8 protein-coding genes are annotated in these 12348 nt (G+C 75.4%); 5 read left to right on the forward strand and 3 right to left on the reverse strand.

The annotated features are described in order from the left end of the window. Positions 1-189: 189 nt before the first annotated feature. Both RM540_RS01600 and RM540_RS01605 read left to right on the forward strand, forming a co-directional pair. Positions 190-1521, forward strand: a complete 1332-nt coding sequence (locus RM540_RS01600) for an MFS transporter (RefSeq protein WP_311661522.1) — start codon at positions 190-192, stop codon at positions 1519-1521. 360 nt (positions 1522-1881) lie between these two features. Further along, positions 1882-3696: a sensor histidine kinase gene (locus tag RM540_RS01605; protein ID WP_311661523.1), complete on the forward strand. Its 1815-nt coding sequence runs from the start codon at positions 1882-1884 to the stop codon at positions 3694-3696. A gap of 51 nt (positions 3697-3747) precedes the next feature. Here the strand turns inward: RM540_RS01605 and queG are convergent, their stop codons facing one another. Continuing rightward, positions 3748-4731, reverse strand: a complete 984-nt coding sequence (queG, locus tag RM540_RS01610) for a tRNA epoxyqueuosine(34) reductase QueG (RefSeq protein ID WP_311661524.1) — start codon at positions 4729-4731, stop codon at positions 3748-3750. Positions 4732-4859: 128 nt separating this feature from the next. On the opposite strand from queG, the gene RM540_RS01615 reads away from it, so the two are divergent. After that, positions 4860-5774 carry an NAD-dependent epimerase/dehydratase family protein gene (locus tag RM540_RS01615; RefSeq protein WP_311661527.1) on the forward strand — a complete coding sequence of 305 codons (915 nt, stop codon included), beginning with the start codon at positions 4860-4862 and terminating at the stop codon, positions 5772-5774. A 167-nt stretch (positions 5775-5941) separates the two neighbouring features. On the opposite strand, the gene RM540_RS01620 is transcribed toward RM540_RS01615, so the two are convergent. Beyond that, complete coding sequence (locus tag RM540_RS01620; protein WP_311661529.1) at positions 5942-8008, reverse strand: lytic transglycosylase domain-containing protein; 2067 nt, start codon at positions 8006-8008, stop codon at positions 5942-5944. Positions 8009-8631: 623 nt separating this feature from the next. Between RM540_RS01620 and RM540_RS01625 the strand changes: the two genes are divergently transcribed. After that, on the forward strand, positions 8632-9750 hold the full coding sequence (locus RM540_RS01625; protein ID WP_311661531.1) for a sugar-transfer associated ATP-grasp domain-containing protein: 1119 nt from the start codon (positions 8632-8634) through the stop codon (positions 9748-9750). Positions 9751-9866: 116 nt separating this feature from the next. On the opposite strand, the gene RM540_RS01630 is transcribed toward RM540_RS01625, so the two are convergent. Continuing rightward, a complete protein-coding gene (locus tag RM540_RS01630) occupies positions 9867-11429 on the reverse strand; it encodes an acyl-CoA carboxylase subunit beta (RefSeq protein WP_311661532.1) in 1563 nt (520 codons plus the stop codon). 112 nt (positions 11430-11541) lie between these two features. On the opposite strand from RM540_RS01630, the gene RM540_RS01635 reads away from it, so the two are divergent. Next, a complete protein-coding gene (locus RM540_RS01635; protein ID WP_311661533.1) occupies positions 11542-12294 on the forward strand; it encodes an HAD family hydrolase in 753 nt (250 codons plus the stop codon). Positions 12295-12348 lie beyond the last annotated feature (54 nt).

The following is a 12348-nucleotide window of genomic DNA, read 5'->3' on the forward strand; positions in this document are numbered from 1 at the left end:
CCGCCCGCGTCCGGTCCTAACGGCTCTCGATCCAGGCTGCCCGCCCCGCCCGCTGCCCGCTGCCCGCCCCGCCCTGCGCCCGCCTTGCGCCCGCCCCGCCCGCATGGGCGGGGCGGTCCTGATCTGGTCGCCGCGGCGAACCGCGCCGTCCGGTCGTCGTGAGCGGGGCATGAGCAGCCGCAGCGACGCATGATCGGGAGACGTGGGCGGGGCGGGGCGGACCCGGGCGCCGACCTCCGCGGCGAGGTCGGGTTCGGCGCGCTCCTGCGGACGAACGCCGACGTCCGGCGGCTGTGGGGCGGGACCGTCGTGTCGCTCTTCGGCGACTGGTTCAACACGCTCGCGCTGTACCGGCTCGTCCTGGACCTGACCGGGTCCGAGACGGCGCTGGGCGGCGTGTTCCTGACCAAGCTCCTCCCGCTCGCGCTGGCCTCGCCCGTCGCCGGCGTGTTGGCCGACCGGCTCGACCGGCGGAAGCTGATGATCGGGGCCGACCTCGTGCGCGCGGCGATCGTGCTCGGGTTCCTGTTCGTCCGCGACGCGGGCGACCTGTGGCTGCTCTACGTGCTGGCCTCGGCGCAGATCGCGGTGAGCGCGGCGTTCACGCCGGCCAAGAACGCGGTCCTCCCGGCGATCACGAAAAAGGGCGAGCTGCTGACCGCCAACGCGCTGCTCTCGGCCACGTGGTCGATCATGCTCGCCGTCGGGGCCGCGGCCGGCGGGCCGGCCGTCGACATGTTCGGGACCGACGTGGTGTTCTGGCTCGACGCGGCGACGTACCTCGTGAGCGCCGCCTTGATCGCCCGCGTCCGCGTGCCGCCGCGGGCGCCGGACGCGTCGGGGGAGGGCGGCCAGCCGACCGCGCGGGGCGGCGTGGGCGGGGCGGTGCGCGAGGGGCTCGGCCAGATCGTCGAGGGCTGGCGCTACCTCCGGCGGCGCCCGGCCGTCGGGCGCATCGCGCTCGCCAAGGCCACGTGGTCGGTCGGCGGCGGCGGGCTCGTGCTGGCCCTCGCGCTCATCGGCGACCGCCTGTTCCCGTCGGCCGGGACGACCGGGATCGGCGTCCTGTTCGCGGCGCGCGGGCTGGGGACCGGGCTCGGGCCGATCCTCGCGCGCGCGCTCTTCCGCGACGCCCGGCGGTGGCCGGCGGTCCTCGGCGCGTGCGTGGTCGCGAGCGCCGTGGCCTACGCCGGCGTGGCGGTCGCCGGCGACGTGCGGTGGGCCGTCGTCGCGCTCGTGGTCCTGGCCCACGCGGCGAGCGGGACCAACTGGGTGCTCTCGACGACGCTCCTCCAGGACCGGGCCGAGGACCGCTACCGCGGGCGCGTGTTCGCGACCGACTGGCTCCTCGCCACGCTCGTGCAGAGCGTGTCGATCGTGACGACGAGCGTGCTCCTGGAGTCGGGCGTGGGCGTCGGGACCGTCATCCTCGGTCTGGCCGCGGTCGAGGGCGGGGTGGGGCTGCTGTGGCTGGTGACCGTCGTCCCGGCGGAGCGGGCGGCGGAAACGGTGGGCCAGTAGGGCAGTGGGTCGGGAGAGCCGTGGGGCAGTGGGAGGCGCTGGCGCCCGTGTCGACCGCCCCGCCCGCATCCCGAAAGGCGCCGCGGGAGAGCCGTACGCTGGGGCGGGGTGGGGGAGGAGCCGCCCCGCCCCGCCGTAGGCTAGAGCGACCGTCCTGACCTACCGACTCCTGATACGCGCTCTGGAGGCTGGGTGTGCACCCGCCCCGCCCTGGCGCCTGCTGCGAAGTTCCCTCTCCCCGTGGGAGAGGGTGAGGGGTCGGGCGGGGGGGCGAGGGCCTTGCGAACTCAGCAACCCCGTATGACCCCTTGGCCCACCGGCCCTGTTCAAGTCCCGGGCGGGGCGGGCGATACCCCGGCCATGACGACTGCCCCCGAGGCTCACCCCGCGGCCGCCCTCGCCGGAGTGCCGGCGGCCCTCGCCGTCCTCGACGCCGGTGGCGGGGTGGCGTGGTCGAGCCGCGCGTTCGATGCTCTCTTGGGTTCGCCGGACGCCTGGGGCGACGCGGTGCAGGCCGCACTCGGGCGACTGGTCGCGGGCGCGGACGCCGCCGACGTGGTGCGCCCCGGGCACGCGGCCGAGCGGCTCGACCTGCGCGCGCACGCGCTCGGCGGGGGCGGGGCGGCCGTCGTCGCCGCCGTCGCGGCGGACCCGTTGGGGGCGCGCGTCGCGGCGGCCGAGGCCGCGCTCCACGCGCTCGCCCGGCCCCGCCCGGACCTCCTCGCGCTGCTCGAAGCCGCCGCCGTCCACGTCGGGCAGGCGCTGGCGGCCGACGTCGCCGTGGCGCTCGTGGGCGGGGCGGACGACTACGTCCGGTGCGCCGTGTGGCCGCCCGACGCCGCGCCCGGCCTCGTCACCGCAGCGGTCCCGCCGGGCGACGGCTCCGGCCGAGCGCGCGACGTGTCCGCCCCGCCCGTGCTCGCGGCGCTCGGGGCCGCGCACGCGCTCGCGCTCCCGGTCGGCGGCGGCCTCCCCGCCCTCGTCGTCGTCGGGCGCGGGCGGCCGTGGCGCCCGGACGAGCGCGCGGCGGCCGACCGACTGGGAGCGCTCGTGGCCACGCTCTGGGGCTGGGCCGAGGCCGAGGACCGCTTCGAGCGGACTGTGGCCGACCTCGACGACGCCCTGTTCACGGTCGCCCACGACGCCGACGGCCGGCGGCGGTACGCGTTCGTGAGCCCGCAGGCCGAGGCGCTGACGGGGCTCGACCCCGACGCCGTCCTCGCCGGCGACGCCGACTGGAGCGCCCTCGTGGTCGACGGCGACCGCGCGGCGTTCGCGGCCCACGACGCCCGGCTCCGGGCGGGGCGGCCCTCGACGGTCGACGTCCGGCTGGTCGTGGGCGGCGACGTCGCGTGGGTGCGCGAGCGGGCGACGCCCGGGCTCGACGCGGCCGGGAACGTCGCCACCGGCGGCCTTCTCGCCGACGTGACGGCCCAGCACAAGGCCGAGGCCCAGCTCCGGCGCGCCCGGCGTGCTGCCGAGCGGGCGGCCCACGCGCGCATGGCCTTTCTCCGCACCATGAGTCACGAGCTCCGCACGCCGCTCGGTGTCATCCGCGGGTTCGCCGACCTGCTGGCCGACGAGGTGGCCGATCTCGCCGCCCCGCCCGAGGTGGCCGAGTTCGCGGACGCGATCCAGACCGCCGCCGGCCGCGCGCTCCGCCTGGTCTCCGACCTGCTCGACCTGTCGCGGCTCGAGACCAAGGCCCTCGACCTGCGGCGCATGCCGGTTGCCCTCGGCCCGCTCCTGGCCGCCGTCGCCGGGCGCCACCGCCCCGCCCTCGACGGCCGCGGCGTGGCCCTCCATGTCGAGCCCACCGATGCGGCCGCGCTGGCCGACCCCGCGCGCGTCGAGCAGGTGGTCGAGCAGCTCCTCGCCAACGCCGCCAAGTTCACCGAGCGCGGCGCCGTCGCCGTCCGCGTCCGGGCCGAGGGCGGGGCGGTCCGCGTCGAGGTCGCCGACACGGGCGTCGGCGTCGCCGCCGACGCGCTCGACGACGTGTTCGAGCCGTTCGTCCAGGGCGACGCCCGCGTCAACCGCCGGTTCGAGGGGACCGGCCTGGGCTTGGCCGTCGCCCGCCGCCTCGCCGACCAGATGGGCGGGGGCCTGACGGCGGCGAGCGTCGAGGGCGAAGGCTCGACGTTCACGCTCACGCTCCCCAGGGACGAGGGCTGAGCAGGTGCGGCACGCCCCGCCGCCCCGCCCGGCGGCGCGGGCGGCCTCGCCCTACGGCCGCTCCGCCCCGCCCCCAGCGGCCCGCGCCGCGTTGCGCACGTTGCGGACGAACCCCTCCCACCCCGCCCGCTTGACCGGGCTCCGGCGGAACCGCTCGCGGAAGGCGGGCAAGTCGATCTCGGCCCACTCGGCCGCCGGCGTGTCCTCGGTGCCCGGGCGCGGGAGGAACCGGGCGTCGCGCGTGGGCTGGGAAAACTTGGTCCACGGGCACACGTCCTGGCAGACGTCGCAGCCGAACGCCCACGCCCCGAACTCGGCGGCGAGGGCGGGGAGGTCCGGCCCGGGGTGCTCGATCGTCCAGTACGAGATGCAGCGCGTGGCGTCGATCTGGTAGGGCGCGTCGAGCGCGCCCGTGGGGCAGGCGTCGAGGCAGCGCGTGCACGAGCCGCAGTGATCGGCCGCGAACGGGGCGTCGGGCGCGAGGGGCACGTCCGTGATCAGCTCGCCGAGGAACACGAACGAGCCGTGGGTGGGCGTGATGAGGTTGGTGTTCTTGGCCTGCCAGCCCAGCCCGGCCCGCTGCGCCCAGGCTTTGTCCATCACCGGCGCCGAGTCCACGAACGCGCGACCGCCCGCCCCGCCCGTGCGCCGGTCGAGCCAGTCGAACAGCTCGGCCAGCTTCTCCTTGAGGACGTCGTGGTAGTCGTCGCCCCAGGCGTAGCGGCTGATCTTGGCCGCGCCGGGCTCGCCCCCGCCGGGCCGCCGGTCGGGCTGCCAGTAGCTGGCGAAGACCGAGACCACGCTCCGCGCGCCCGGCACGAGGACCGTCGGGTCGATCCGCTTCTCGAAGTTCCGCTCCATCCACGTCATCGCGCCGCTGGCCCCGCCGTGGCGGCCGTTGGCGAGCCACGCGTCGAGGCGGCGGGCCTCGACGTCCAGCCGCTCGGCGACCGCGACGCCGACGCCGTCGAACCCGACGCGACGGGCCTCGGCCTTCAGGTCGCGGGCGAGGGCGGAGGCGTCGTAGCCGGGCACGGGCGGGCGGGGTGGGGCGGGTGGGGCAGAACGGGCGGGGCGGTGCAACGGGTCGGGCGGGGCGGTCGGTACGCCGGACCCGCGCCGCGCGCCGCTCCGTAGGTCGGTCCACCCCGCCCGCTCTGCCCATGCTCGTCCTCCTCACCGGCGCCACCGGCTACGTCGGCTCCTACGTCCTCGACGCGCTCCTCGCGCGCGGCCACACCGTCCGCGCGCTCACGCGGGGCGCGGCGCCGGGTCTCGACGGCCGCGACGGCGTCGAAACCGCGCGCGGCGACGTGACCGACCGCGGCTCGCTGGGCGGGGCGTTCGACGGCGTCGACGCGGTCGTCCACCTCGTCGGCATCATCGACGAGCAGCCGTCGAAGGGCGTCACGTTCGAGCGCGTCCACGTCGACGGGACGCGGAACGTGGCCGAGGCCGCGCGCGCGGCCGGCGTGGGCCGGTTCGTCCACATGAGCGCGAACGGCGCGCGGGCCGACGGCCGGAGCGCCTACCAGACGACGAAGTGGCGGGCCGAGGAGGTCGTCCGCGGCGCGGGCTTCGAGCACCTCGTCGTGTTCCGCCCCTCGACGCTCTTCGGCGACCCCGGCTCGGACAACCCGGAGTTCGCCAAGCGGCTGTGGGAGACGCTCGTCAAGCCGTTCCCCGTCCTGCCCGTGTTCGGCGACGGCGACTACCAGCTCCAGCCCGTTCACGTCGAGGCGTGTGCCGAGGCGATGGCTGAGGCCGTCACGCGCGACGCCTCGGCCGGCCGGAGCTACTGCGTCGCCGGGCACGAGCGGGTCGCCTACAAGGAGGTCCTCCGGCGGATCGCGCGCGGGGGCGGGGTGGACCCCAAGCCGACCGTGCCGGTCCCGATCCCGGTCGCGCGGCTGGGCGTGAACACGCTGGGCAAGGCGGGCGTGCTGCCGATCTCGCCGGCCCAGTTCGAGATGCTCGTCGAGGGCAACACGTGCGACGCGTCGGCCTTTTTCGCCGACTTCGACGTGGCCTCGCCGCCCTTCGACGCCGACAGCCTGGCCTACCTCCGGCGGTACTGACGCCGGCCGTTGCGCCACCCCGCCCCCGGGCCACGGGCGCGGTGGTGGTGCAAGAGGAGGGAGAGGCGCCACCCCGCCCAGCTCGCACCGGGGCGGCTGGGTGTCTCAAACGACGCGCGCCGCTCCCGGCGTGGGGGCGGCGCGACAGAGCGGGGCGGGGAGGACGCCTAGCCGCGCGAGCCGGCGGCCGACACGCGGAGGCGCTGGCCGGGCCGGATGACGTCGCTGCGCAGGCCGTTCCACTCGCGGATCTGGGAGATCGTGACGCCGTAGCGCTTGGCGATCCCCGTCAGGTTCTCGCCGCCGCGGACGCGGTGCGTCGTCGGGCGGGCGGGGCGGGCCGCCTTCGCGGGGGCCGGCGCCTCGCCCGAGACGCGGAGCGTCTGGCCCGGGTGGACCGTGTCGCTCCGCAGGCCGTTGAGCGCGCGGAGGCGAGCGACCGTCGTCCCGTGCTCGCGGGCGATCGAGGTCAGGTACTCGCCGCGCTGGACGCGGTGCGTCTCCGGCTGGCGGTCGGAGACCACGCGGACCGGGACGGCGGCCTCGGCGGGCGGGGCGGGGCGGGCCCGCTCGGCCGCCGGCTCGGCCTCGGACCCCGGCGTGGGCTCGCGGCGGGCGACGAAGGCGGGCTCGGCCGCCGGCGCCGGCGCGCGCTCCACCCCGCCCGGCGCATCGGCCTGGGCGACCTGGGCGGCCGTCTGGTCAGCGCGCGCTTCGGCGGCGGCCACGGCGGGCGGGGCGGCGGCGGCGTAGCGCTCGACCGGGACCGCGCGGCGGACGCGCTGCGGGCGGGGCTCGCTGGCGCGGCGCGTCTCGCGGCGGGCGACGAGCGTCGCGACGGCGTCCGAGTGCTCCTGCGGGGCGAGCGGGCGCACGGCGCGCGGGCCGAACTGGACGGTCCCCGCCGCGAACTGCGCCCCGTTCGCCTCGGGCGGGGCGAGCCGGTCGAGGGCCGCGGCGTGCTCGGCGTAGTACCCGGCCGGGATGCGGACCATGTGCGGCAGGCGGACGGCCGGGGCCGCGCCCCGCTTGAGCGACGGGTTCAAGGCGCGGAGCACGGCCTCGTCGACGTCGATCGCGCGGGCCACGCTCGCCAGCCGCGTCCCGCCGGCGACGGGCACGCGGTCGAACACGTAGGCCGGCCCCGGCTCGTAGGCGCCGAGCCCGTAGGCCGACGGGTTGGAGAGGACCAGCGACGTCGCGATAAACATGGGCACGTAGGCCCGCGTCTCGCGCGGGATCACGTGGTCGATGTCCCAGAACGTCGCCTGCTGCCCCGTCTGGTCCTCGAACCGGCGCACGCCGCGGGCGATGACGGCCGGGTTGCAGTTGTAGCCGGCGAGCGCGAGCTGCCAGTCGCCGAAGCGGTCGTAGAGGTCGCGGAGGTGGCGGGCCGCGGCGCGCGTGGCGGCCTCGGGGTCGAGCCGGTCGTCGACCTCGCTCTCCGAGCGGAGCCCGTAGGCCCGGCCGGTCGCCCGGATAAACTGCCACATGCCGGCGGCGCCGGCGTGGCTCTGAGCGACGGGGTTGAGCGCGCTCTCGACCATCGCCAGGTACTTCAGCTCGTCCGGCACGCCCTCCTCGGCGAGCACGCGCTCGACCATCGGGAAGTACGTGTCGGCCCGCGACTGGAGGCGGGACACGTGGCTCGGCCGCTTGAGCAGGAACTGGAGGTAGCGCTCGACCTGCGGGTTCACGTCCATCGGGACCTGCGTGGCGAAGGCGCCGAGGTCGGGGAGCGTGACGTGGTCGAGGAGCGGGACGCCCTGGTCGAACCCGCGCTCGACGGCGTCGGTGCCCGCCGTGCGCACGGCGTACACGTCGCCGCGGTCGAGGGCGGGGCGGTCGTAGAACCGCTCGTACTCGGTGAGCACGGAGCTGTAGACGGCGCGGAGCCGGTCGTCCAGGAGCGCGCCCGGCCGCTGGGCCGCAAGACGGACGTCGCTCACGAGGTCGTCCAGGAGGACGGCGTAGCGGGCGGCGTCACCGTCGGCGTCGGCCTGGAGGAGCGCGGACTGACGCGTGTAGAACGCGGCGACGCGGCGGGCGAGCTCCTCGTCGGAGACCGAGTCGGCGGGCACGAACCCGGGCAGGAGCGCGTCGGCCGCCGTGGGGAGCGGGGTGGCCGGGCGCACGGGCGCGGTGTCCGTGGTCGCCGTCTGGGCGAGGGCGTCGGGTCCGAGGGCCGGACCCGCGACGAGGGCCGCCGCCGCCAGGAGTGTGAGGCGTGTCATGGGCGGGGGGACTGTGGAGAGCGGGGGGACGTCGAGCGAACGGGCGGCCGACCCCGATGGGCCGGAACGACTTGGCCGGATCAAGAAACGGCGCGTAGGGCCGGAGAACAAGGCCAGAGGCCGATCAGCGGCTTGAGCCGGGGCCGGTGGGTCCCTAAAGTATCGTCTGGGCGGGGCGGCGTCTTGAGAGAGTTCGCGAGACCTGCACATTTGTGCCCCGCCCTGCCCCGCCCCGCCCGTGGCCACCGAAACCGTAAAAGCGAGACGTCCGCCTGCGCACGATGGGACGGTAGACGTGTGCCCAGCAGCGAGGTCGGAGAATGGGGTGCGCGCCCACAGGGCGCTCGGGTACTTTCCATCGACGGCCTGCGCGGCCGGCCTCGATCCCCTTCCAGCGCCGTCACAGTCGCTGTACGAAGAGCGGGGGCTAGTGCTGTGTCGAGCTCTTGTGGACGCGCTCGCGCTCGGCCTCCTCCGCCACGTGTGCTTCTTCTGGCTGCGCCGATGCTGCGCGGCGTCCAGGAGGGCGGCGTCCCCGCCGACCGCACCCCCGGCAGTAGCCGCTCGGCAAAGCACCAGCCACTCTCCACCTCATCACAGCGGTCCTGCTCCGCACTGCGTCAATGTCCCTCTTTACATCAGCCGTTGGCTACGCCCGAGGCGCCGTCCGCGCCGCCCGCCGGTTCCGCCAAGCGGTCACGCTCTGGCCGGAGGCCGTCCGCAGGGTCCGTGACCCCGAGCTATCGCGGACGTACTACCCCGAGGCCGAGCGGAAGAGCCGCTTGCAGATGGCGGCCGAGAACGTCCGCTACGTCTTCCAGCACGGCCAGCTCGACAAGTACTACTTCAGCTACGGCATGGACCGGAAGGGGGCGCGGACCGACTCGGTCGTGCCCTACCCGACGTTTTGGGCGCTCCGCGACGGCGCGAACGAGGCGCTCCTCGACCAGGGGCACAACTACGTCTGCCTGCTCCGGGACAAGTTCGTGTTTGCCCAGTTCGCCTCGTCGCTGGGGTACCCGACGCCTCGGAACCTCGCGTTCCTGAGTGCCGACTCGATGGAGACGATCTCGACTCGGGAGTCCGCCCCGCTCGACGCCCTCCTCGAAGACGACGTCGACGGGATCTGCAAGCCGTTTGACGGGACCTTGGGCCGCGGGGTGTTCATGCTCCGCGTTGAGGACGGGGACATCTTTGTCGACGGGCGCCCGGCCTCGCTCGACGACCTCCGCGCCCGGCTCGGGGGCCGGTCCATCCTCCAGGAGCGCGTGGACCAGCACCCCGTGCTCGCTGGTCTCCACCCCGCCTCGCTCAACACGCTCCGCATCGTGACGGTGATGGATCGGGGCGAGGTCCGGGTGTTTACGGCGCACCTCCGCATCGGGCAGGGCGGGGCGCTCATCGACAGCTGGGGGCTGGGCAGCCTCGCCGTCACCATCGACCCTGAGGCGGGAGCCCTGAAGGGGAAGGGCCTCGTCCGCGCCGGCACCCCCGGGTGGGTGACCCACCACCCCGACACCGGCGTCGAGCTCGACGGCCTGGCTCTCCCGTTCTTCGACGAGGGCGTGGAGCTCGTGCGCCGCCTCCACCAGGACATCCGGTACGTCCACACGGTCGGGTGGGACGTGGCCATGACGCCGACCGGGCCGTCCATCATCGAGGGGAACGACAGGTGGGGAGCCTCGACCGTGATGGCCCTCGAACCCGACTTCAAGGACCGCTTCCTCGCGCTCTTCGATTGAACGGCCGCCCACCCCGCCCCCGTCTGGACTAGACGGCGGGGCGGGGCGGGGTGGAGGGCGTGGGCGGGGCGGTCCAGCGGGCGCTACAGCGGCAGGTTGGCTTCGCCGTCCTCCCTCTACAGCGGGAGGTTGCCGTGCTTTTTCCGGGGCAGCGTCTGCACCTTGTTCTGGAGCATGTCGAGCGCCTGGATGAGGCGCCCGCGCGTTTCGGACGGGCGGATCACGTCGTCGACGTAGCCGCGCTCGGCGGCGACGTAGGGGTTGGCGAACCGCTCGCGGTACTCCTCGGTGAACTCGGCCTCGGCGGCGGCGGGGTCCTCGGCCGCGGCGATCTCGCGCTTGCGGATGATCTCGACGGCCCCCTTCGGCCCCATGACCGCGATCTCGGCCGTCGGCCAGGCCAGGTTGAGGTCGGCCCGGATGTGCTTCGAGTTCATGACGTCGTAGGCGCCGCCGTAGGCCTTGCGCGTGATGACGGTCAGCTTGGGCACGGTCGCCTCGCAGAAGGCGTACAGGAGCTTGGCCCCGTGGCGGATGATCCCGCGCCACTCCTGGTCGGTCCCGGGCAGGAAGCCGGGCACGTCCTCGAAGACGACGAGCGGGATCCCGAAGGCGTCGCAGAAGCGGACGAACCGGGCGCCCTTCACGCTCGCGTCGATGTTGAGCACGCCCGCGAGCACGGCTGGCTGGTTGGCGACGACGCCCACGCTGCGCCCGCCGAGGTGCGCGAACCCGACCACGAGGTTGGCGCCGAAGTCGGGGTGGATCTCGAAAAACTGCCCGTCGTCGACGACCCGCGAGATCACCTCGTGGATGTCGTACGGCTTGTTCGGGTTGGCCGGCACGAGCGCGTCCAGCGCCTCGTCGGCCCGGTCGTCGGGATCCGTCGTGGGGCGGGGCGGGGCGGGGTCCTCGCAGTTCGACGGGAGGTAGCCCAACAGCTCGCGGACGCCGAGCAGCAGCGCGCCCTCGTTCGGGAACGCCCGGTGGCACACGCCCGACTTCGACGCGTGCGTGTCCGCCCCGCCCAGCTCCTCCTGCGTGACCTCCTCGTTGGTCACCGTCTTGACCACGTTGGGGCCGGTCACGAACATGTAGCTCGTGCCGCGCGCCATGAACGTGAAGTCGGTGATGGCCGGCGAGTACACCGCCCCGCCCGCGCACGGCCCGAGCACGGCCGAGATCTGCGGCACGACGCCGCTTGCGAGCGTGTTCTGGAGGAAGATGTCGGCGTAGCCGCCGAGCGCGGCCACGCCCTCCTGGATGCGCGCTCCGCCCGAGTCGTTGAGCCCGACGACCGGGGCGCCGTTCTCGAGCGCGAGCTGCATGAGGCGCACGATCTTCTCGGCGTGGGCCAGCCCGAGCGACCCGCCGAAGACGGTAAAGTCCTGGGAGAACACGTAGACCGTCCGCCCGTCGACCGTGCCCCAGCCGGTGACGACGCCGTCGCCGTAGGGCCGCGACTCTTCGAGCCCGAACCCGGTGGCCTGGTGGCGGACGAACGCGCCGGTCTCGACGAACGAGCCTGCGTCGAGCAGGACGTCGATCCGCTCGCGGGCCGTCAGCTTGCCGCGGTCGTGCTGGCGCTGGACGCGGGCCTCGCCGCCGCCGGCCCGGCTCTCGGCGCGGCGCCGGTCGAGGTCGGCGTAGAGGTTGTCGGGGGTGGCGTCGTCGGCCATGCGGGCGGGGCGGCTGGGGGGGAGCGGGGCGGAGGCACAAAGCTACGGAGCGGGGCGGCCGCTCTGTCCCGACCTTGCGCCACCCCGCCCCCACCCGCACGCCGCCCCGCCCATGCCCCCCGCGCCGCGCCTCCGCCTCCTCTCGTTCGACCTCGACGGGACGCTCGCCAACACGGAGCAGCTCAAGGCCGAGTCCTACGCCTGGGCCGCCCACCAGCTGCTCCCCGCCCTCGACCCGGCCGACGTCGAGGCGGCCTACCCGGACTACGTCGGCCGGTCGCGGGAGGAGATCTCGCGCGGGCTCACCGAGCGGTTCGCGCTCGCCGACGCGGCCCGCGCGCGGGACAGCTCCGTCGAGCCGTGGGAGGCCTATGTCGTCCTCCGCCTGGAGCGCTACCGCGCCATGCTGGCCGACCACGCCCTCGTCGGCCGCTACGCCCGCCCCGCGGCCATCGCGCTCGCGCGGGCGGCCCCGGACCTCGCCGAGACGACCGCGCTCGTGACGACCAGCGACCGCCAGAACGCGGACGCCGTCCTCGACGCGCTCGGGCTGACCGGCGCCTTTGACACGGTCGTGACGGCCGACGACGTCGAGCGGACGAAGCCGGACCCCGAGGGCTACCGCCTCGCGCTCTCGCGCCTGGGCGCCGACGCGTCGGACGCGCTCGCGGTCGAGGACTCGCCGGCCGGTCTCCACGCCGCGCTCGCCGCCGGCATCGACGTGCTCGCCGTGCCCACAGACTTTACGCGCGACGCGATCCGGGACCTGGTCGCCCGCGGCGAGCTTGGCGCCGACGCCGTGACCGAGCCCGACGAGTTGGACGCCGCCGTCCGCCGGCGTGTGGCGCAGGCTCGCCGAGCGTAGGGGCGGCCGCCCCGCCCCGCCCGTTCGTGCTCGTGGCGTGCGTGGGCGGGGCGG

Origin of the sequence: Rubrivirga litoralis (assembly GCF_031846415.1) — a bacterium.
Taxonomy (GTDB): Bacteria; Bacteroidota; Rhodothermia; order Rhodothermales; family Rubricoccaceae; genus Rubrivirga; species Rubrivirga litoralis.